The sequence below is a fragment of the Bradyrhizobium sp. CCBAU 53351 genome, assembly GCF_015291745.1.
Taxonomy (GTDB): domain Bacteria; phylum Pseudomonadota; class Alphaproteobacteria; order Rhizobiales; family Xanthobacteraceae; genus Bradyrhizobium.
This window is the reverse complement of record NZ_CP030059.1, coordinates 6251200-6270890: the sequence shown is the minus strand read 5'-3', so window position 1 is coordinate 6270890 and position 19691 is coordinate 6251200. Positions and strand designations below refer to the sequence as shown.

General features: G+C 65.3%; 23 protein-coding genes. All 23 read left to right on the top strand.

The genetic code is table 11. The annotated features are described in order from the left end of the window. The 23 genes from XH83_RS29800 (at position 1) to XH83_RS29690 (ending at position 19575) form a co-directional block, all read left to right on the top strand. The gene (locus XH83_RS29800) at positions 1 to 939 is read left to right on the top strand and encodes a flagellar motor switch protein FliM (RefSeq protein ID WP_371746370.1); all 939 of its coding nucleotides are present in this window, start codon (positions 1 to 3) and stop codon (positions 937 to 939) included. Then, complete coding sequence (locus XH83_RS29795) at positions 920 to 1234, top strand: hypothetical protein (protein ID WP_194404186.1); 315 nt, start codon at positions 920 to 922, stop codon at positions 1232 to 1234. Before XH83_RS29800 ends, XH83_RS29795 begins: the two co-directional genes overlap by 20 nt. Positions 1235 to 1310: 76 nt before the next feature. Further along, on the top strand, positions 1311 to 1700 hold the full coding sequence (gene fliN / locus XH83_RS29790; RefSeq protein ID WP_018318435.1) for a flagellar motor switch protein FliN: 390 nt from the start codon (positions 1311 to 1313) through the stop codon (positions 1698 to 1700). A 2-nt stretch (positions 1701 to 1702) separates the two neighbouring features. Further along, the gene (locus tag XH83_RS29785; protein ID WP_194404185.1) at positions 1703 to 2743 is read left to right on the top strand and encodes a flagellar motor switch protein FliG; all 1041 of its coding nucleotides are present in this window, start codon (positions 1703 to 1705) and stop codon (positions 2741 to 2743) included. Between the two features lie 13 nt (positions 2744 to 2756). Next, positions 2757 to 3842 carry a flagellar biosynthesis protein FlhB gene (gene flhB / locus XH83_RS29780; RefSeq protein ID WP_194404184.1) on the top strand — a complete coding sequence of 362 codons (1086 nt, stop codon included), beginning with the start codon at positions 2757 to 2759 and terminating at the stop codon, positions 3840 to 3842. 64 nt (positions 3843 to 3906) lie between these two features. Next, positions 3907 to 4308: a flagellar basal body rod protein FlgB gene (gene flgB, locus XH83_RS29775; protein ID WP_194404183.1), complete on the top strand. Its 402-nt coding sequence runs from the start codon at positions 3907 to 3909 to the stop codon at positions 4306 to 4308. Positions 4309 to 4319: 11 nt separating this feature from the next. After that, the gene (flgC, locus tag XH83_RS29770; RefSeq protein ID WP_100174722.1) at positions 4320 to 4736 is read left to right on the top strand and encodes a flagellar basal body rod protein FlgC; all 417 of its coding nucleotides are present in this window, start codon (positions 4320 to 4322) and stop codon (positions 4734 to 4736) included. Positions 4737 to 4738: 2 nt separating this feature from the next. After that, positions 4739 to 5068 carry a flagellar hook-basal body complex protein FliE gene (locus XH83_RS29765; protein ID WP_194404182.1) on the top strand — a complete coding sequence of 110 codons (330 nt, stop codon included), beginning with the start codon at positions 4739 to 4741 and terminating at the stop codon, positions 5066 to 5068. A 19-nt stretch (positions 5069 to 5087) separates the two neighbouring features. Beyond that, positions 5088 to 5876: a flagellar basal-body rod protein FlgG gene (gene flgG / locus XH83_RS29760; protein WP_063201481.1), complete on the top strand. Its 789-nt coding sequence runs from the start codon at positions 5088 to 5090 to the stop codon at positions 5874 to 5876. Between the two features lie 13 nt (positions 5877 to 5889). Further along, positions 5890 to 6366: a flagellar basal body P-ring formation chaperone FlgA gene (gene flgA / locus XH83_RS29755; protein ID WP_194404181.1), complete on the top strand. Its 477-nt coding sequence runs from the start codon at positions 5890 to 5892 to the stop codon at positions 6364 to 6366. Next, positions 6363 to 7493 (top strand): flagellar basal body P-ring protein FlgI, encoded by a 1131-nt coding sequence (gene flgI, locus XH83_RS29750; RefSeq protein ID WP_194404180.1) that lies wholly within the window; start codon positions 6363 to 6365, stop codon positions 7491 to 7493. Before flgA ends, flgI begins: the two co-directional genes overlap by 4 nt. Before the next feature lie 67 nt (positions 7494 to 7560). Next, a complete protein-coding gene (locus XH83_RS29745; RefSeq protein ID WP_194404179.1) occupies positions 7561 to 8325 on the top strand; it encodes a MotE family protein in 765 nt (254 codons plus the stop codon). Between the two features lie 12 nt (positions 8326 to 8337). Then, positions 8338 to 9033, top strand: coding sequence for a flagellar basal body L-ring protein FlgH (flgH, locus tag XH83_RS29740; RefSeq protein WP_194408439.1), 696 nt, complete (start codon positions 8338 to 8340; stop codon positions 9031 to 9033). Between the two features lie 42 nt (positions 9034 to 9075). Beyond that, complete coding sequence (locus tag XH83_RS29735; protein WP_194404178.1) at positions 9076 to 9519, top strand: flagellar basal body-associated FliL family protein; 444 nt, start codon at positions 9076 to 9078, stop codon at positions 9517 to 9519. Further along, the gene (gene fliP, locus XH83_RS29730) at positions 9516 to 10256 is read left to right on the top strand and encodes a flagellar type III secretion system pore protein FliP (RefSeq protein WP_194404177.1); all 741 of its coding nucleotides are present in this window, start codon (positions 9516 to 9518) and stop codon (positions 10254 to 10256) included. Before XH83_RS29735 ends, fliP begins: the two co-directional genes overlap by 4 nt. A 265-nt stretch (positions 10257 to 10521) precedes the next feature. Next, the gene (locus XH83_RS29725) at positions 10522 to 11427 is read left to right on the top strand and encodes a flagellin (RefSeq protein WP_194404176.1); all 906 of its coding nucleotides are present in this window, start codon (positions 10522 to 10524) and stop codon (positions 11425 to 11427) included. A 264-nt stretch (positions 11428 to 11691) separates the two neighbouring features. Next, positions 11692 to 12603, top strand: a complete 912-nt coding sequence (locus XH83_RS29720) for a flagellin (RefSeq protein WP_194404175.1) — start codon at positions 11692 to 11694, stop codon at positions 12601 to 12603. 302 nt (positions 12604 to 12905) lie between these two features. Next, entirely contained in the window at positions 12906 to 14531 is a 1626-nt protein-coding gene (gene fliF, locus XH83_RS29715) for a flagellar basal-body MS-ring/collar protein FliF (protein ID WP_194404174.1), read from the top strand. Continuing rightward, on the top strand, positions 14528 to 15220 hold the full coding sequence (locus tag XH83_RS29710; RefSeq protein ID WP_194404173.1) for a hypothetical protein: 693 nt from the start codon (positions 14528 to 14530) through the stop codon (positions 15218 to 15220). The genes fliF and XH83_RS29710 overlap by 4 nt, the downstream gene beginning before the upstream one ends. Positions 15221 to 15226: 6 nt before the next feature. Continuing rightward, positions 15227 to 16528, top strand: coding sequence for a MotB family protein (locus tag XH83_RS29705; protein ID WP_194404172.1), 1302 nt, complete (start codon positions 15227 to 15229; stop codon positions 16526 to 16528). Then, positions 16525 to 17703, top strand: coding sequence for a chemotaxis protein (locus XH83_RS29700; protein WP_194404171.1), 1179 nt, complete (start codon positions 16525 to 16527; stop codon positions 17701 to 17703). Before XH83_RS29705 ends, XH83_RS29700 begins: the two co-directional genes overlap by 4 nt. Next, positions 17700 to 19043 (top strand): flagellar hook-length control protein FliK, encoded by a 1344-nt coding sequence (locus XH83_RS29695; RefSeq protein ID WP_194404170.1) that lies wholly within the window; start codon positions 17700 to 17702, stop codon positions 19041 to 19043. The genes XH83_RS29700 and XH83_RS29695 overlap by 4 nt, the downstream gene beginning before the upstream one ends. Beyond that, the gene (locus XH83_RS29690; RefSeq protein ID WP_194404169.1) at positions 18994 to 19575 is read left to right on the top strand and encodes a transglycosylase SLT domain-containing protein; all 582 of its coding nucleotides are present in this window, start codon (positions 18994 to 18996) and stop codon (positions 19573 to 19575) included. The genes XH83_RS29695 and XH83_RS29690 overlap by 50 nt, the downstream gene beginning before the upstream one ends. The last annotated feature ends 116 nt before the right edge of the window (positions 19576 to 19691 follow it).

Sequence of the window (19691 nt, the reverse complement as noted above, 5' to 3'; positions counted from 1 at the left end):
ATGGAAGACGACATCGGCGTCGATCACAAGAAGCAGCTCCCGAACTATCTGCTGGACGCTGCCGGCATATCCATCGAACGCATGCCGATGCTCAATGTGATCTTCGATCGCATGGCGGCATCGTGCACCGACAGCCTGCAGCCGATGGCGGGAACGCCGTGCTATTTCTCGGTCAACGGCATCACCAACGATCCTCTCGGCGACATCATCAAGGACTACGAGGGCAACGCGGTCGCTGCCGTGCTCTATGCCGAGCAATGGGACTCGCGCGTCATCATCATGCTGGACCGCGACTTCGTGTTCACGATGGTCGAGGCGATGTTCGGATCCGACGGTGCGGAACCGCCGCTCGATGTCGAGCGCACCTTCTCGAACATCGAGATCCGGCTGGTCCAGGCCTTGTTCGAGCGCTTCGCCAAGGCGCTGCAGGGCGCCTTCGCCGGCACCTCCAACGTCACCTTCCGTGTCGAGCGGGTCGAGACGGCCATGGCATCGCTGGCGATCGGGCGCGCCAGCAACATGTCGATCTGCGCGAACATGATGGTGCAGGCGCTCTACCGCGGCGGCCAGATGTTCCTGATCATTCCGCACTCCGCGCTCAATCCGCTGCGTCAGAAGCTCGCAACCGTCACCGCCAGCGACGGCCGCACGACCGATCCGCGCTGGCGCGAGCAGATGGAGAGCGAGGTCCACCGCACCGAGGTGACGCTGAGCGCCGTGCTCGACGAGAAGATGATCTCGCTCGAGGACGTCGTGAAGTTCAAGGTGGGGCAGGTGCTGGAGCTGGAGGCCACGCCGCGCACGCTGGCCCGTCTCGAAAGCAACAACCAGGTGCTGTTCTGGTGTCAGATCGGCCAGCTTGACGGCTATTACGCCATGCAGGTGGCCGATCCCGTGGATCAGAAACGGGAGTTCGTCGATGATATCCTATCTCGTTGATGCCGTGCTGCTGGTCGCGCTCGCCTTCACCAGCATGCGGGTGACGCGGATGCACCGCGAACTGGCGCGTTTGCGCAGCTACCAGGGCGAATTCTCCACCATCGTCCACGAGACGGCGGGCGCCTTCGACACGGTCATTACCGCGGCGCATGATTCCACCGCCAATCTCGGGCGCCTCGCCAACGTGCTGAGTACCAAGATCGATCAGGCCCATGAGGCGATCGCGGCGCTCGACGCACGCAGCGGGCTTGTGCCGGCCGCGACCACGGGCGGCACCGAAGTGAACAAGCATTGAAGCCCAAGCCGGCAGAACCAATACGAGCGGAACGCCGGGGCGTTCCGGGAGCGGAACTACCAAGAGGCGATACCAGATGGCGCAATCCTTCGACTATGACTCTGCCACGCGAGCACCGGCCGCCGACGAGGGGCATACCGACACGACTCCGCTGGAGCGGCTCGCGGAAATCGCCGCGCGCACGGCGGAGGAGAGCGGCAAGTTCGCCAATGTCGACGCCATCCTGCGCATTCCCGTCACCATGCAGGTGGTGCTGGGATCGGCCACCATTCCGGTGGCGAACCTGATGAAGCTCGGCCGCGGTGCCGTGGTTCCGCTCGACCACAGGGTCGGCGAGCCCGTCGATGTCGTGGTCAACGGCCGCATCGTCGCCCGGGGCGAGGTGGTCGTCGTCGAAGAGGACAATTCCCGCTTCGGCGTCTCGCTCACCGAGATTGTCGGTCCGCTGGGGCAGGGCGATAGCTGACCATGGCGGCACAGGTCGGCATCGCTCCCATCAAGCAGCGAGGCGTTGCCGCGCTGGGCGGAACGGAAAAGGTCGCGGCGCTCCTGCTGGCCATGGGCCGGCAGGCGGCTGCGAGCGTGCTCGCGCAATTCGAGCCCCAGGACATTCGCATCGTCACCAAGGCCGCGGCCGAATTGCGGCCGATCACGGCGCAGGAGCTCGAATCCATCGTCGAGGAGTTCGCCCAGCAATTCTCGATGGGCGCGAACATCCTTGGCACCCTGGGCGGCCTGGAGGCCGTGCTCGGCGACGTGCTTCCCGCCGACCAGGTGTCGGCGATCATGTCGGACCTGCTCGGCAATTCGAGCCGGTCGGTGTGGGATCGCGTCTCGTCGGTGTCGGAAAACTCGCTGGCGACCTACCTTTCCAAGGAGCATCCGCAGACCGCGGCGCTGATCCTGTCCAAGGTCAAGCCGTCTTGCGCCGCCAAGGTGATGAGCCAGCTGCCTTCGAGCCTGCGCAATGAGCTGATGCGGCGCGTGCTCAGCCTCAAGCCGATCGTCGACGACGCGATGAAGGTGCTCGAGAAGACGCTGCACGAAGACCTGACGCTCAATTTCGCCCGCAATCTCGGCGCCGACACCTATGCCCGCGTCGCCGACATCATCAACAAGATGGAGCGCGGCCATATCGAGGACATGCTCAAGAGCCTGTCGGAGAAGCGGCCGAAATCGGCGGAAGTGCTGAAGGAGCTGCTGTTCACCTTCGACGACGTGACCAACCTGACGCCGAAGGCGCGCACCATGATCTTCGATCAGGTGCCGACCGATCGCATCGTCATCGCGCTGAAGGGCACCGATAAGCACTTCCGCGAGCTGATCCTGTCCTCGGTCGCCTCGCGCGTCCGTCGCGTCGTCGAGCACGAGCTCGCCATCGGCGAGCCCTCGAACCAGCGCGACGTGCTGGAGGCGCGGCGCGTGATCACCGATCTCGCGCTCGAGCTCGCGGAGAAGGGCGAAATCGAGCTCAACCCCGAGCAGGAGGATGAGCTGGTCTTCCGCTGACCGCTGAACGGACATGGCAGAATCATCCGATCAGGAGAGCAAGACAGAAGAGCCGACCGAGAAGAAAGTCCGTGATGCGCTCGAACAGGGCAAGATTCCGGTCTCTCGGGAGGCTTCCATTTTCGCCTCGATGGCCGCGCTGATGGTCATCATGGCGTTTCTGATCAGTCAGGGCGTGCAGCAATTGACGCCCACCTTGACGAGCCTGCTGGACGATCCCGAAGGCTTCCCGCTCGCAACAGGTGCGGACGCGCAGAACCTGCTCACCGTGGTCGGCCTGCAGGCGCTGCGTTTCCTGGTGCCGCTGGTCGTCATCCTCATGGTGTTCGGGCTCGCGGCCTCGCTGCTGCAGAATGCGCCGCGCTTCGTGCTGGAGCGTATCAAGCCGGAATTGTCGCGCATCTCCCCGGTGAGCGGCTGGAGCCGGCTGTTCGGAACGCGTGGCCTCGTCGAGTTCGGCAAGTCCCTGTTCAAGCTGACCGCGGTGACCTCCGTGGTCGTCTTCGTGCTGCGCTCGTCGGAAGCGAAGGCGTTCGAGGCGATGTACACCGATCCGGTCGCGCTGCCGGAGATGATCCTCAATATCGCGATGCGGATCGTCTCGGCGATCTGCATCGCGACCATCGTGCTGGTCGCGATCGACCTTGCCTGGGCGCGCTTCCACTGGCGGCGCGAGCTGCGCATGACCAAGCAGGAGATCAAGGACGAGCACAAGCAGGCCGAAGGCGATCCGCTGGTCAAGGCCCGCCTGCGCTCGCTGGCGCGCGACCGCTCGCGGCAGCGCATGATCGCCTCCGCCGCGCGCGCGACCCTGGTGATCGCGAATCCAACGCATTTCGCGATCGCGCTTCGCTACAACCGCGAGGAAAATCCCGCGCCGCTCGTGGTGGCCAAGGGCATGGACGTGATCGCGCTGAAGATCCGCGAGGTCGCCGAGCAGAACCGGATTCCGGTCATCGAGAACAAGGCGCTGGCGCGCGCGCTCTACGAGGCGGTCCAGGTCGATCAGGTGATTCCGGCGGAGTTCTTCCGCCCGGTCGCCGAGATCATCTACTTCCTGCAGTCGAAGCAGACGCCGCGCACCGAGAAGGTCCAGTAGAATTCCGAGGACGACGTCCGGCCCAACAGCTTGACGAAAGCTTAACGCCCTAGGCTCCTCTCGAATGGACCAGAACGGGGCTGTCGTGGGACCGCTTTATCTCTTCGAACTCGCATCGTCGCAGGCGCGCTACCTCGAGCTTCGCCAGTCGACCATCGCCACCAACGTCGCCAACGCCAACACGCCGGGCTTTCGCGCGCGCGACGTCGAGCCCTTCAACAAGGTGCTCGACGGCATGCCGGTGAGGCTCGCCACGACGTCGCCCTCGCACCTGCAATTGTCCGCGGCCGAGACCGACACGCGCGCAACCGCGAAGAAGGACAGCTGGGAAGTGGTCCATTCCGGCAACTCCGTCAGCCTTGAGCAGGAAATGATTAAGGGCAGCGACGTCAACCGCGACTATTCGATGAACTCGGCGATCGTGCGGTCGTTCCACCGCATGGTCCTGGCCGGTGCGAAGGCCTGAGGTGAACTGACATGCTGGACTCACTGAGCGCCTCCCTCACGGTCGCGAGCTCCGGGCTCGAAGCGCAGTCGACGCGCATGCGCATCGTCTCGGAGAATCTTGCGAACGCGACCTCGACGGGACGCACCGCCGGCGCGGATCCCTATCAGCGCAAGACGATCACCTTCGATGCCGCGATGGATCGCGCCTCGGGCTCGCAGCTCGCGAAGGTCAAGGAGATCGGCGTCGACACCACGCCGTACCGCGTCGAGTACGATCCCGGGCATCCCGCCGCCGACAAGGCCGGCTACGTCAAGCTGCCGAACGTCAACATGATGATCGAGATGGCCGACATGCGGGAAGTCAACCGGTCCTATGAAGCCAATCTCCAGGTCGTGAAACAGGTCAGGTCGATGCTCGGCATGACCATCGACCTCCTAAGGAGCTGACAATGCTTGAGGCGATTTCATCCACGGCGATCTCCGCAGGACAGGCGGCGTCGCGCGCGACCGAGACGCAGGCGATCTCGCCTGCGGCGACGACGGCAGTCCAGTCGACGGACGATATCGGCTTCGAGTCTGTGATGAAGCAGGTGACGAGCGATGCGATCGGGACGCTGAAGGCGGGCGAAGCCGCGTCGATCTCGGCGATGCAGGGCAAGGAATCGACGCGGCGCGTCGTCGAGGCGCTGATGTCGGCGGAGCAGGCCCTGCAGACGGCGGTCGCGGTTCGCGACAAGGTCGTGCAGGCCTATCAAGAAGTCGTCCGGATGTCGATTTGATCTGAAGGAGTAGGTTCAAGTGAAATCGCTCGCCATTGCGGCCACGGGCATGAATGCCCAGCAGACCAACATCGAAGTCATCGCGAACAACATCGCCAACATCAACTCGACGTCCTACAAGCGGGCGCGGGCGGAATTCACCGATCTGTTCTACCAGATGGACCGCATGCAGGGCGTGGCCAACGTCAACGGCTCCTCGCCGATTCCGGAAGGCGCCAATCTCGGCCTCGGCGTCAAGTCGGCGGCGATCCGCAAGCTGCACATCCAGGGCGCGCTGACGCAGACCGGAAATCCCTACGACATGGCGATCAACGGCCGCGGCTGGTTTCAGGTGCTCGGTCCCAACAACGAGGTGCAGTACACCCGCGCGGGCTCGTTCAATACAAATGCCAACGGCCAGCTCGTCACGATCGACGGCTACCTCCTGGACCCCGCGATCACGGTGCCGCAGGGAACCGTCGAGGTCACGGTCAACGCCACCGGGCAGGTGTTTGCCAAGCTCGACACGGAAGTGAACCCGCGGCAGATCGGCCAGCTCAACCTCGCCAACTTCGCCAACGAAGCCGGCCTCGAGCCGCTCGGCGGCAATCTCTACAAGGAGACCACGGCGTCGGGCACGCCGGTCGTCGGTCTTCCCGGCGATTCCGGATACGGCAAGATCAACCAGAAATATCTCGAAGCCTCGAACGTCGATCCGGTCAAGGAAATCACCGAGTTGATCTCGGCGCAGCGCGCCTACGAAATGAACGCCAAGGTCATCCAGGCCTCGGATGAAATGGCCCAGACGGTTTCGAAGGGCATGCGCTAGTTCCGGTGTTGCGATGGTGAACAGGGTGGGCCTGATCATGCGCGGGTTGGCCGCCGTGCTGTTGATTCTGGCCTCGGGTCGCCTCGCCATGGCCGAGGAGAAGCGGCTTCCGGTGCCGGCGGTTGCGATCCGCGCCGGCGAGCTGATCCGCGACGACATGATCACCGAGCGCGCCTTCGCATCGGGCCTGCTCGGCGTTGCCATGTTCATCGAGGGGCGCCAGGTCCTGGTCGGCCGCATGGCGCGGCGCGCGCTGCTGCCGGGCCAGCCCATTCCCAGCAATGCGGTGGAAGATCCCTGGACCGTCGCGCGCGGCGCCATGGTCAAAGTGGTGGTCGAGGACAGCGGCCTGTCCATCGTCACCTACGGCTCGGCGATGCAGTCGGGCGCGGCGGGCGCGCTCATTCCGGTGCGCAATACCGATACCGGCGTGATCATCAAAGGCGTCGTCCAGCCGGACGGTACCGTCAAGGTCGCGGACGGCTCATGACCCGGCTCCTGCTTGCGCTCGTCCTGCTGTTTTCGGCCGCCAGCGCCCATGCCGCCGTCCGCATCAAGGACATCGCGGACATCAAGGGTCTGCGCGAAAACCAGATCGTCGGCTATGGCCTCGTCATCGGCCTCAACGGCACCGGCGATACGCTTCGCAACGCTCCGTTCACCGAGCAGTCCCTGCAATCGATGCTCGAGAACATGGGCATCAATGTCAGGAACGAGACCACGAGCACCAACAATCCGCCCCGTCCGACGACGCTGCGCACGCGCAACGTCGCGGCCGTGATGGTGACTGCGGACCTCACGCCCTCGATCGGGCCCGGCGAGCGCATGGACGTCACTGTGTCCTCGCTCGGCGATGCCACGTCGCTGCTCGGCGGTACGCTGGTCATGACGTCGCTGCGCGCGGCGGACGGCGCCGTCTATGCGGTGGCGCAGGGCGCGATCACGGTCGCCGGCTACAGTGTCGGAGGCCAGGCGCAGAACGTCAGCCAGGGCACCCCGACCGCCGGACGCATCCCGAACGGTGCGCTGGTCGAGCGCGAGGTGAAGGGAAGTCTCCACGAGATGGAGTACCTGGTGTTGCAGCTGAAGAACCCGGACTTTGTCACCGCAACGCGCATCCTCGACGCCATCAACCGCTTCGCCGGCGGGCGCTACCGCGCGCAGATCGCCTTTGAGCGTGACTACCGCACCATCGTGCTGTCGAAGCCGCGCCACATCGGCCCGGTCCGGTTTCTTGCCGAGATCGGTGAGCTGACGGTCGAGCCGGACACGCCAGCGCGGGTGGTGATCAACGAGCGCACCGGCACGGTGGTGATCGGGCGCGACGTGCGAATATCGACCGTTGCCGTGACGCACGGCAATCTGACGGTCCGTGTCACGGAGATGCCGGTGGTGTCGCAGCCGGCGCCGTTCTCGCGGGGCCAGACCGTGGTCGTCCCGCAGACCGTGGTCGAGGCCAACGAGGCGGGATCCCAGGTGGCGATCCTCAGTGGGGTCGATCTGCAGCGGCTGGTGCGCGGGCTGAACCAGATCGGCCTGAAACCATCCGGCATTATCGCGATCCTTCAGGCGATCAAGACCGCCGGCGCGCTCCAGGCCGACGTCATCGTGCAATGATGCATAAGCGTCGTGCAAGCTTGGTCGCTCAATGCTCAGGTCTGAAGCGAGAATCGCACGCGGCCCGATGCTGACGCTGGATCACAAAGCCAAACTCCTCTTGATCGCGGCATCGATGCTCGCGAGCATCTCGCCGGTGCTCGCCCTGGACGAGGCCAAGCCTTCGAAGCCGCTCAACCTGCTCTCCTTCGCGCGCGCCCGCGCGCCCGGACCGCAGAAGCCGCAGCCGGTCACGGCGGTGCCGGGCGACAATGCGTCGATGCGGGCGACCGCATGGGCGGCCGAGGATTCCGGACCCGCAACCACCGGTGCAGTGCCCGAGACGCCTGCGCCGGCGGCTGCGCCCGCCCCCACGCCCGCACGCCCGGCCAAGCCTGCCAGCGTCACGGCCCCGCCGAAGCCCGCACCGCCGCAGGCCGCGCCGTCCGCGGACAACGAAGTCACCCTGTTCTGCAGCAACGTTGCCGATCCCGCCGTCGATGCGAGGCTGGCCTGGCAGCTCAAGGAGCTGGAAAAAGCCGAGAGCCTGCTGCGCGAGCGGATCGCCGAGGTCGAGGCCAAGCGCGCCGAATATGAAAAGTGGATGGCGCTGCGTGACGACTTCCTGAAGAAGGCCGAAGCGAGCGTCGTTGAGATCTATTCGCGCATGAAGCCCGACGCGGCGGCGACCCAGATTGCCGGCATGGCGGACGAGACCGCCGCCGCCGTGCTCGCCAAGCTCAGTCCGAGGAGTTCGAGCGCGATCTTCAACGAGATGGAGACGGCGCGCGCGGCGCACCTCGCTGACCTCTTGGGCGGAATGCGTCGCGTGGACGACGGAAAGACCAAATAGATGACGAAGCCGATCCGCATCCTCCCGCTGATCCTGGCGTCCGTGCTCCTGGCCGGATGCTTGCATGATCCGTCCGAGATCCTGAACGGACCGCAGATGTCGCCGGTCGGCAGCGGCCTCCGGACCCAGGCCGATCCGATCCCGGTGACGCCGCGCATGCGCACGCCCGTCAGCTATCGCTCGACCTGGGACGACGGAACCGATCTGTACCGCGATCCCCGCGCCCGGCGCACCGGCGACGTCGTGACGGTGATCATCTCGATGCAGGACAAGGCCAAGCTAGACAACAAGACCGGCCGCTCGCGCGATTCGCAGGTCAAGTTCGGGCTCGACTGGCTGATGGACGTCGCGGGATGGCAGGACAAGGGCTCGACAAGCGCCAATCTCAACACCAACACCCAGATCAAGGGTAACGGCCAGATCGACCGTACCGAGGACATCAAGCTCTCGATCGCCGCCATCGTCACCGACGTGTTGCCGAACGGCAATATGATGATCAGCGGCTCGCAGGAATTTCGCGTCAACACGGAGATGCGCGTGCTCAATGTCGGCGGCATCGTGCGTCCGCGCGACATATCGCGCACCAACACGATCTCCTATGAGAAGATCGCCGAGGCCCGCGTGTCCTACGGCGGTCGCGGAAATCTCTCGGACGTGCAGCAGCCTGGATGGGGACACCGGATCTATGACGCCGTGGCACCATTCTGAAGTTCGCGCCGGCCTGGCCGTGTCGCGAGGGCAGGGGACGTCATGCGCCTGATCGCGGCCATCGTCGTGCTGACCCTGGTCGCGATCGGCGCGGGAGCGCTGGCCGGCCTGCATTTGTTTGCGACCGCCGAGCGCGTCGCCGACGCGAAGAAGGGCGCGACCCCGCCGCCGCTCGCGTCGAGCTACGCCGGCAGCGCGCGCTTGCGGAAATTGTCTCCGATCGTGACCAACCTCGCCGCGCCGGCCAACAATTGGGCTCGCATCGAGGCCTCCATGGTGACCGAGAGCATGAGCGACGAGGACGCCGGCATCCTGGCCGCCCACATCAGCGAAGACATCGTCACCTACTTGCGGTCCGCCTCGGTGGCGCAGTTCGAGGGATCGCGCGGGCTCCAGCATCTGCGCGACGACCTGACCGAGCGCGCCGCCATCCGCTCGTCGGGCAAGGTCCGCGAATTGATCATTGAGACGTTGGTGATCCAGTGAGAGTGAAAGTCCTGCTGCTCGCCTTGATCATGGTCGTGCTGCCCGAAGTGGCGCTCGCCCAGATTCCGGACCTCAACTCGCTGCTGCCGCCCGGAAACGGCTCGACCAGCGGCCGGATCATCCAGCTGATGGCCCTGATCACGGTGCTGTCGGTGGCTCCGGGACTGCTCATCATGGTGACGAGCTTCACGCGATTTGCGGTGGCGCTGTCGTTCCTGCGCGCGGGGCTCGGCCTGCAGACCACGCCGGCCAATCTGGTCATGATCAGCCTCGCGCTGTTCATGACCTTCTACGTGATGGCGCCGACTTTCGACCGCGCCTGGGAGACCGGCGTCCAGCCGCTGATGAAGAACGAGATCTCGGAAGAGCAGGCCTATCTGAAGATCACGGATCCGTTCCGCGAGTTCATGCTGGCCCATGTCCGGGACAAGGATCTGCAGACCTTCGAGTCGCTCGCCGCGGAGAGCTTCCGCAAGAAGTTCGACGACAAGCGCGTCGATCTGCGCGTCATCATCCCGGCCTTCATGATCTCGGAGCTGAGGCGTTCGTTCGAAATCGGATTCCTCATCATCCTGCCGTTCCTCGTGATCGACATGATCGTGGCGACGCTGACCATGTCGATGGGCATGATGATGATGCCGCCGACGATCCTCGCGCTGCCGTTCAAGATGCTGTTCTTCGTGTTGATCGACGGCTGGAATCTGCTCGCCTCCGGGCTGGTGCGCTCGTTCTCTTGAGGGGCGGTGGCCGCGTGGCGCCCGATCATGGTTAGCGGAAAGTACCGCGTTATGGTTAGCGGTGGGTAATATTAACCATCTGATATTGCTGAAGAATTCAAGCCGATCTTAATCCGCAGGCAAGATTTCGCGTGCTAGCAATGCGTCACGGCGGGTTGGACCCCACCCACAGCAGTCCAAAGGCATGATGCCGCCCCTCCGTACCGGTGCAAGTCCGGTATGTCCCCTGATGAAAATGTAACGCGTACATAAAGGGACATTCGCAATGTCAAGCCTGCTCACGAACTCGTCCGCCATGACCGCGCTCCAGACCCTGCGGTCTGTCAGCTCGCAACTCTCCACCACGCAGAGCCGGATCTCCACCGGTCAGCGCGTGGCCACGGCCGCGGACAACGCCGCCTACTGGTCGATCGCGACCTCGATGCGCGCCGACAACGCCGCGCTCTCCGCCGTCTCCGACTCGCTCGGTCTGTCGGCCGCGACCGTCGACACCGAGTACACCGCTCTGAACAAGGTGCTCGGCGACAGCAACTCCGGCCTGACCAAGCTCCAGTCGCTGCTGGTCGAAGCCAAGACCGCCGGTATCGACCGCAGCAAGATCCAGTCGGAAATCACCCAGATCCAGCAAGACATGAAGAACGTCGCCAGCGCGGCGACCTTCAACGGCGTCAACTGGCTGAGCACGAACGCCTCCACGCCGACCACCGTCAACCTGGTGTCGTCGTTCTCGCGCGTCGGCTCCACGCCGACCACCAGCTCGATCACCGTGACCGTCGCCAACTACTCGCTCTACACCGCGAGCACGAGCGGCATCCTCGACACGGTGAGCGGCAGCGCGTCGGTCAACACCCTCAACATCGGTGCGCTGACCGACTCGGCCGCTGACCAGACGATTCTCGATGGCTACATCGCGCAGGTCACCGCGGCGATCGGCACGGTGTCCTCGGGCGCTGCCAACCTCGGCGCCATCAAGAACCGCATCTCGAACAACTCGGAGTTCGTGAAGTCGCTGATGGACTCGGTTGATCGCGGTATCGGCCAGCTCGTCGACGCCGACATGAACCAGGAGTCCACACGCCTGGCGGCTCTCCAGGTCCAGCAGCAGCTCGGCGTTCAGGCGCTCTCGATCGCCAACAACAACAGCCAGAGCATCCTGTCGCTGTTCCGCTAAGTCTTAGATAGTCCGGGAGGGCCGCGCTTCTCGCGAAGCGCGGCCCTTTCGTTTGACGCGGCGCCGTGCGCCGCGATTTCGGCTGCGCGTTGCCGCAGGATCACAGCACCACAAGCCCCGCACAAGCTTCGCTGGCTAGTCTGGCCGTTACGACGGGTTGGGTTCATGCGCATTTCCGCAGACCCAAAGGCATGATGCCGCCCTGTCGTACCGGTGCAAGCCCGGTATGTCCCCATTCAATCTGTTTTCAAAGGGACATCAAAGATGGCTTCCAGCCTGCTTACCAACTCCGCCGCAATGACTGCGCTCCAGACCCTCCGGAATGTCAGCGCCAGCCTGCAGACCACCGAAAACCGCATCTCCACCGGTCAGCGCGTCTCGACCGCTTCGGACAATTCGGCCTATTGGTCGATCGCGACCTCGATGCGCGCCGACAACGCCGCGCTCTCTGCCGTCTCCGACTCGCTCGGTCTGTCGGCCGCGACCGTCGACACCGAATACACCGCTCTGAACAAGGTCATCGGCGACCAGAACTCCGGCCTGACCAAGCTCCAGGCGCTGCTGGTCGAAGCCAAGACCGCCGGCATCGACCGCACCAAGATCCAGGCTGAAATCACCCAAATCCAGCAGGACATGAAGAACGTCGCCAACGCGGCGACCTTCAACGGCGTCAACTGGCTCAGCACCAACGCTTCCACCCCGACGACGGTCAACCTGGTGTCGTCGTTCTCGCGCGTCGGCGGCACGCCGACGATCAACACCATCACGGTGACGGTTGCCAACTACTCGCTCTACACGGCGTCCACGAGCGGCATCCTCGACACCGTGACCGGCAGCGCGTCGGTCAACACCATCGGCATCGGTTCGCTGACCGACTCGGCAGCCGACCAGACCATCCTCGACGGCTACATCGCGCAGGTCACCACCGCGATCAACACGGTCAGCCAGTCGGCCGCCAACCTCGGTGCCATCAAGAACCGCATCTCGAACAACACGGAATTCGTGAAGTCGCTGATGGACTCGGTGGATCGTGGTATCGGCCAGCTCGTCGACGCCGACATGAACGCGGAATCGACCCGCCTCCAGGCGCTGCAGACCCAGCAGCAGCTCGGCGTTCAGGCGCTCTCGATCGCCAACCAGAACAGCCAGAGCATCCTGTCGCTGTTCCGCGGCTAAGCGGCGCTTTCGAAAACGGCCGTGCTCCCTAAGGGGAGCACGGTCCCCGCCGTGACCGGCGGATGCGGCGGCACATGACGTGCCCGCAATCGACCCCGATGCCAGATCTCATACGGCCCGCCGCAACCGATCGCACCATGATGCGCCCGGAGCGTGCGCGCGTTTCCGGAAAGCCGGCGTCTCCAGGTTTCTTGTAAAATTGCAACGCCGTGCCTGCGAACTGACACAATGCTGTCCTCGCGCAACCTTCAGACAAGGTTGGCAGCGGAGTGTCCTCACCGTTCGCATTGGTACGAGGTCATATGCTCAGTCGTGCGCAGATACAGCAACTGCTCAATAATCTGCTGGAGCTTGGGCCGCGACGCCTGATGGCCTTGGGATTGATCGGCTTTGCCGTTCTCGTCACCGTCGTCGGCGGCGCGTATTATCTCAGCCGTCCCGAGTTCGAAACGCTCTATACCGGCCTCACCCGCGAGGACGTGACGCGCATGGGCGCGGCGCTGCGCGAGCAGAACATCACGTTCGACGTCAATACGGCCGGCGACGCGCTCTCGGTGCGCCCGAGCCAGACTATGCAGGCGCGGATGCTGCTGGCCGAGAAGGGGCTGCCGACCAGCGCCAATTCCGGCTACGAGCTGTTCGACAAGATCGGCTCGCTCGGCCTCACTTCGTTCATGCAGGAGGTCACCAAGCTCCGGGCGCTGGAAGGCGAGATCGCGCGCACGGTGCAACTGATGAAGGGCGTCAAGGCGGCGCGGGTGCATATCGTGATGCCGGTCCGCGGTTCGTTCCGCGCGACGCAGCAGCCGCCCTCGGCCTCGGTCGTGCTGCGCACCGACGGCGCGATCGAGGCGCGCACGGCGCAGTCGATCCGTCATCTCGTCGCCGCCGCGATTCCCGGCATGAGCCGCGACAAGGTGACGGTGCTCGATGCCGACGGCTCGATGCTGCTTGCCGAGGAGGACGAGGCGAGCGCCGCCCCGACCAAGATGGCGAGCCTGCAGAAGACGGTCGGCGGCATGGTGCAGGAGAACATCCGCAAGGCGCTGACGCCGTATCTCGGCCTCGACAATTTCGAGGTCAGCGTCGCCCCGCAGCTCTCCACCGACAAGAAGCAGATCAACGAGACCGTCTACGATCCCGAGAGTCGAGCCGAGCGGTCGGTGCGCAACGTGCGCGAGAAGGAATCGTCGCAGAATGCCGACCGTTCGACCCCGACGACGGTGCAGCAGAACCTTCCGGATCAGCAGGTGAACGCCGGCGGCGGCAAGAACTCCAGCGAGGACAAGACCCGCCGCGAGGACGTCACCAATTTCGAAGTCTCGTCCAAGACCACGACGACGGTGAGCGACGGCTACGCCGTGAAGAAGCTGTTCATCGCCGTCCTTGTCAACCGCGCGCGGCTGGTCGCCGATCTCGGCGACAAGACCAACCAGGCCATCGTCGACAGCAAGCTCGCCGAGATCAGCCAGCTCGCGGCGACGGCAGGCGGACTGGACAAGACGCGCGGCGACCAGATCCAGGTGACGGCCGTTGACTTCATCGAGGGCTCGCGCGAACTGGCGCCGGTGCCCCCGATCAGCTTCGTCGAGATGATCAACAAGCAGCTCGGCAGCGTCATCAACGCGGTGACGATCCTGGCCGTTGCGTCGATGCTGGTCTGGTTCGGATTGCGGCCGGCGGTCAACGGCATCCTGACCCATCGCGCCGAGCAGGAGCAGGTGGAGGCGGCCGAGGCCGCCGAGCTCGAAGCTGCTGCCGCCCTCGCGCTGGCCGAAAGTCAGGACCCCGAGCTCAACCTCGTCGAGGACCTCGAAGGCAAGATGCAGCGTACGCCGCAGAAGCGGCTGGAGCAGATCGTTCGGCTCGATCAGGCGCAGGCGGCGGCGATCCTTAAAGACTGGATGCGACGCGAGGAGGCGGCATGAACGCGGCAATCGGAAAGTTCCTGACGCAGTTCGACGCGAACGGCCGGGCCAAGTCACCACCGGCTCCGCCGCCCAGGGTCCAGGACCTGCTGACCCGGCCGAAGGAGGTGGTGCGCGAACCTCAGCCGCAACTTCAGGCTCAGCCGCAGCCGTTGCCCCAGTCGCCGCCTCCGGCGCCGAAGGCCGAGGCTCCTCCTACCAATCTGCTGGACGACGCCTACCGCCGCGGTCTTGCGGCCGGGGTTGCGGAAGGCGACGCCAAGCTCGCCGAAGAGCGCGTCCGCAGCGCGATCCGGCTCGGCGAGGAGCGCGCCAAATGGTCCGACCAGCAAGCGGTCGCCATCGTCGGCGGCTTCGAGGCGGCCTGCCGGGAGATCGAGACCAACATTGCTAGCTCCGTCGCGCGGATCTTGCTGCCGTTCCTCGCCGACGCGGTCCGCGACAAGGCGATCGGATCGCTGGTCGAGCAGATTGCGGCGCTGACCGGCAACTCGTCGGCGCCGGCGTTCAAGGTCACCGGTCCGAGCGAGCTGCTCGACCTCGTGAAGACGCAGCTCGAAACGTCCAGGCGGATCGGTATCGAGTACGAGACGGCGGAGGCGCTCGAGGTTCGTGTCGTTGCGGACCAGACCGTGATCGAGACGCAGATCTCGGCCTGGAGCGAACGCCTCAAGGAAGCGCGCCGGTAATCCGCCATGGAAGAGGTCAAGCATGAGCTCGTGATCGTCCGCCGGCGCAGCGCCTTCGCCGAGGAGGCGCATCATGGCGGCGTCTGGAAGATCGCCTACGCGGACTTCATGACCGCGATGATGGCCTTCTTCCTGGTCATGTGGCTGCTCAACGCGCTCAACCAGGACCAGAAGCAGGTGGTCGCGAGCTATTTCAACCCGATCCAGCTCGCGGAAAACGCCCCCGCGCCGAAAGGCCTGAAGAATCTCTCCAAGAAGGAACCGACGTCGTTCGAAGGCCAGGACGGCAAGCGCCAGCCGGCCGGCTCGAACGAAGAACGTCGCGGTGACTCGCCGACGATCGAGAAGCCGGCCTCCTTTGAAGAGAAGGTGCTGTTCCGTGATCCCTATGCGACGCTCGCGGAGATCGCGAACAGCGCGAACCAGTCCTCGGGACAGCGGCGCGCCGGCGCGCTGACGTCCGCCGAAGAGGATGGCCTCAAGGGCGGCGACGCCTACCGCGATCCCTTTGACCCCGGTTATTGGAAGCTGGCGCCGCAAGCGTCCAAGGACGCCGATCGCATGGTCGAGAGCGAGCCCAGGCCGAATGCGGCGCGCGACGCCGTGCCCGCGACCAATCAGGGCGAGCAGGCACGTCGCGCCAAGACCGACGATGCCGGCGGAAGCGTTGCGCCGAGCGCGGATGCGCCGTCCGCAAACCTGTCGCCCCTGCTGCCGCCGGGGCCCGCGCCGGCGCAATCGCCCCGCGAAGGCAGCGCCCAAACCACGGTTCAACCCAACGCGCAGGCGCGTCAGAGCGATGCGGCGAAGGACTCCGAACCGCGCGATGCGGCCCAGACTCAGCAGCCGACCATCAAGCAGTTGCAGTCCGCGATCGCGGACGCGCTGTCGGACGTCAAGGCGGGCGCAGGACCGGCGGCCGAGGTGCGTCAGGTCGAGGAGGGTCTCCTGATCAGCCTGACCGACGATGCAAGCTTCGGCATGTTCGCGGTCGGCTCGGCCGAGCCGCGGCCCGAATTGATCCGCGTGATCGACAAGATCGGGCCGCTGCTGACGAAACGCCAGGGCGTGATCATCGTCCGCGGCCATACCGACAATCGGCCGTATCGTTCGGACACTTACGACAATTGGCGGTTGTCGACTGCGCGGGCCCAGATGGCCTATTACATGTTGGTTCGCTCCGGCGTCGATGCGCAACGGATCGAGCATGTCGAAGGCTACGCCGATCGGCGGCCGAAGCTGCCGAACGATCCGGCGGCCGCGCAGAATCGCCGGATCGAGATCCTGCTCCGAGAGAAGCGCCCTTGATCAGGCCGTTGCTCTGCGCCGCTCTGCTGCTCCTGCCGTTCACGGCGGCGAACGTGCGGGCCCAGTCCGCGCGCCAGCCGGGCGAGCCCTATGAGCTCGTCCGCGCATTGCAGGCGGTGCAGGACGGCATCGCCAACGGCGACACTGCCGCGCATGGCAGCCACATCGCGCTGATCCGGCAGGTCGGTGAGAAATTTCTCGCCGCCGATCCTGCCGTGTGGAGCAATCCGCAGAACAGCCAGGCTGTCGTCATCTACCTGCTCAGCGGCGGCGCACCGCAAATCGTCCGCAAGCTGCCGCGCGACAAGATGAGCGTGGACGAGCGGCTGTTCAACGGCGCGCTCGCCTATGTCGAGGGTCGTCAGGAGGAAGCGCGGGAGCTGCTCAAGGACGTCAAGCCGCGGACGCTGTCTTCGGGCCTCGGCGGACAGGTCGCGCTGGTGCAGGGCGCGTTGTTCGCGCGTTCCGAAGCATCGCTCGCGATCGAGCGGTTGGACGATGCGCGACTGCTGCTGCCCGGAACGCTGGTGGAGGAGGCGGCGCTGCGGCGCGAGATCCTGCTGGTCGGGCAGGCGGAGGACTTCGACAAGTTCGAGTTCCTGACGCTGGCCTATCTGCGCCACTACCGCAACTCGATCTATGCCGGCGATTTCTGGCAACGCTTCTCCAGTGGCCTGACGCAATCGAGCCTGGCGCTCGACGAGCGCCGCTTCGCGCGGATCGCCGCCATGCTGGAGCAGATCGATCGCGCGAGCCGCCTCAAGCTCTATCTCGTGATAGCGCGCGCCGCGATGGTGCGCGGGCAGCTCGGCGTGACGCGGCTTGCCGGCGAGCGGGTGCTGACGCTCAGCGCCGATGCCTCCGCCGAGCGCGAGCGGGCGCATTTCTTCCGCGGCGCCGCGCGAGCGCTCACCGACGAATATGACGGCGGTCTCGCCGAGCTGAAGGCACTCGACCGGTCGAAGCTGCCCGAGCGCGACGTTCCGCTTCTGAACGCCACGCTGCAGCTCGCGCTCGACATGCGCAAGCCGTTCCCCAGCGGATCCGCCATTGTCGCCGACAAGCCTCCGGCAACGCCGGCGCGTCTCGATCTGGCGTCGTCGACCGTGATGCTCGCGCGCGCGAAGAAGCAGCTGGGCGAACTCGAACTCCTCACCAGGGACCGCCGTCCATGACCAAGCTCAATGGAACATCCGGACAGCTCTTTTCGGGCCTCGCCGAGAGCCTCAACATCCGGGGGTCGTCACGCGGGACAAAGAGCGCCGGGGCAAAGTCCCAGGCAGGTTCCTCGTTCAACGATCTGCTCCATACCGTCTCGAACCTTGCCAAGCAGGCCCTGAAAGACGACGGCAGCGATACGACCGCGAAGGCCGCAACGCTGCGCCCGCATCTGGCGCATCCGACCGAGAAGGAAAAGAAGAACGTCTCGGTGCACGAGCTCAAGGTGGCGTCGGAGCGACCAGAGCCCACGGAGGAAGCTTCCGACGAGAAGGTCGACAGGCTAGCGGAGAAACACCGTCCGATCGATCATGCCGCCAAGGCGGATGTTCAGGACCCATCGGGCACTGCCGTGGTGGTCGGGCAGGAGATCGCAGCCGCGCCTGCCGTGAAGCCGCAGATGCAATCGCAGGCCGCGGAGAAGGACGCGCCGGCGCGCGAGGAGCGGTCCTCCACGACGAAGCGTGAGGTTCAGGGCGCGGGGAAGGCGGCGACAGCAGATACCGCCCCATCCAATGTCACTCCGGCCGCCGCGCGCGCCCAGGCCGCGGCATCGCAAGCGGCGGCCGCGCCGCAATCCTTGCCTGCACAGGCCAGTGAGCCGTCAGGCGCGATGCCCGCGACGACGGGCTTCGAGGCGGTCTCGGCCAATGTCGAGCGCGCCGCCAAGGCCGCGGGGCGTGATGCATTGCCCGAGACGACCAAGGTCACCGTGGTTCAGCAGGAGACCCATCTGCCGCCCGCGCAGTTCAATGCCCCGCAGCAGGTCGCCAATGCGGTCGTCACTGAGCTGAAGGACTCCGCCGGCCCGACGGCGCCCGCCGCGCTTGATCTCGCGGCATCCCAGACCAATGCGCCGGATCAGCCGCTCAAGATCCTGACGATCAATCTCGAGCCGCCGGCGCTCGGCAACGTCATCATGCGCCTTCGCCTCGTCGGCACCGAAGTGTCCATCCATCTTGCGGCCGAGCGCAGGGACACCAGCCAGATGCTCGACCAGCAGCGCGACCAGATCCGCGATCTCATGCAGTCGGCGGGCTACGTCGCCGATGTCGCGCCGGTCCAGCACGGCTCGCTGGACGGATTCCAGAGCGGCTCCGGCCAGTCGCAGCCGCAGCTCCCCAGCCAGCAACAGCCCTCGTCGCAGTCGCAAGGCACGTTCGACGGCGGCGGCACGTCGTCGGGGCAGTCCGACGGCGGCGCAAGACAGGCCCGGCAGGAGCGCCGGTCCAATCAGGAGACGCGTCATGATCAGGAATTGGGCCAGCCGAATCGTCGCGGCCCTGTTTATCTGTGACGTCGGTGCTGCTGCGGCGGCGACCGACAACGCGCGCCCCTGCGAGCGCGAGATGGCGCGCGCGGCCCAGCAGCATGGGATTCCGCTCGGCATTCTCTATGCGGTCGGCCTCACCGAGACCGGACGGCGCGGCGCGCTCCATCCCTACGCGCTCGGCGCCGACGGCCAGACGGTGTTCGCCAAGGACATGAACGATGCGATGGCGAATTTCGAGGCGATGCGGGGCAAGGGGATCAAGTTGATCGACCTCGGCTGCATGCAGATCAACCACTATTATCACGGCGACAGGTTCGCTTCGGTGCGTGCGATGTTCGATCCCGCCAGGAACGTCGATTATGCCGCGCGTTTCCTCAAGGAGCTGAAGCAGCGCGAGGGCAGCTGGACCATGGCGGTCGCGCGCTACAATGCAGGCCCCAACAATCAGCCGGCGCAGAAGCGCTACGTCTGTCACATCGTCGCTCATCTCGTCTCGAGCGGCTTCGGCGCCTGGACCGACAAGGCGCGCTCGTTCTGTCAGCCGAAAGCAACCTGACGTGAAGGCTTGAGGCAACAAGCGTCGGCACGACGACAAGTTGTGCATCGTTCCCAATCATCAGCCCCGCGCAAGCAAGAACCCGCATTGTAGCTGCAACCTACCAAAGGAGCCCC

What these genes read in the sequence shown, in the direction of transcription:
- XH83_RS29800 (WP_371746370.1), top strand. Translation starts at nt 1, where the DNA reads ATGGAAGACGACATCGGCGTCGATCACAAGAAGCAGCTCCCGAACTAT.
- XH83_RS29795 (WP_194404186.1), top strand. Translation starts at nt 920, where the DNA reads ATGATATCCTATCTCGTTGATGCCGTGCTGCTGGTCGCGCTCGCCTTC.
- fliN (WP_018318435.1), top strand. Translation starts at nt 1,311, where the DNA reads ATGGCGCAATCCTTCGACTATGACTCTGCCACGCGAGCACCGGCCGCC.
- XH83_RS29785 (WP_194404185.1), top strand. Translation starts at nt 1,703, where the DNA reads ATGGCGGCACAGGTCGGCATCGCTCCCATCAAGCAGCGAGGCGTTGCC.
- flhB (WP_194404184.1), top strand. Translation starts at nt 2,757, where the DNA reads ATGGCAGAATCATCCGATCAGGAGAGCAAGACAGAAGAGCCGACCGAG.
- flgB (WP_194404183.1), top strand. Translation starts at nt 3,907, where the DNA reads ATGGACCAGAACGGGGCTGTCGTGGGACCGCTTTATCTCTTCGAACTC.
- flgC (WP_100174722.1), top strand. Translation starts at nt 4,320, where the DNA reads ATGCTGGACTCACTGAGCGCCTCCCTCACGGTCGCGAGCTCCGGGCTC.
- XH83_RS29765 (WP_194404182.1), top strand. Translation starts at nt 4,739, where the DNA reads ATGCTTGAGGCGATTTCATCCACGGCGATCTCCGCAGGACAGGCGGCG.
- flgA (WP_194404181.1), top strand. Translation starts at nt 5,890, where the DNA reads ATGGTGAACAGGGTGGGCCTGATCATGCGCGGGTTGGCCGCCGTGCTG.
- flgI (WP_194404180.1), top strand. Translation starts at nt 6,363, where the DNA reads ATGACCCGGCTCCTGCTTGCGCTCGTCCTGCTGTTTTCGGCCGCCAGC.
- XH83_RS29745 (WP_194404179.1), top strand. Translation starts at nt 7,561, where the DNA reads ATGCTGACGCTGGATCACAAAGCCAAACTCCTCTTGATCGCGGCATCG.
- XH83_RS29735 (WP_194404178.1), top strand. Translation starts at nt 9,076, where the DNA reads ATGCGCCTGATCGCGGCCATCGTCGTGCTGACCCTGGTCGCGATCGGC.
- XH83_RS29725 (WP_194404176.1), top strand. Translation starts at nt 10,522, where the DNA reads ATGTCAAGCCTGCTCACGAACTCGTCCGCCATGACCGCGCTCCAGACC.
- XH83_RS29720 (WP_194404175.1), top strand. Translation starts at nt 11,692, where the DNA reads ATGGCTTCCAGCCTGCTTACCAACTCCGCCGCAATGACTGCGCTCCAG.
- fliF (WP_194404174.1), top strand. Translation starts at nt 12,906, where the DNA reads ATGCTCAGTCGTGCGCAGATACAGCAACTGCTCAATAATCTGCTGGAG.
- XH83_RS29710 (WP_194404173.1), top strand. Translation starts at nt 14,528, where the DNA reads ATGAACGCGGCAATCGGAAAGTTCCTGACGCAGTTCGACGCGAACGGC.
- XH83_RS29705 (WP_194404172.1), top strand. Translation starts at nt 15,227, where the DNA reads ATGGAAGAGGTCAAGCATGAGCTCGTGATCGTCCGCCGGCGCAGCGCC.
- XH83_RS29695 (WP_194404170.1), top strand. Translation starts at nt 17,700, where the DNA reads ATGACCAAGCTCAATGGAACATCCGGACAGCTCTTTTCGGGCCTCGCC.
- XH83_RS29690 (WP_194404169.1), top strand. Translation starts at nt 18,994, where the DNA reads ATGATCAGGAATTGGGCCAGCCGAATCGTCGCGGCCCTGTTTATCTGT.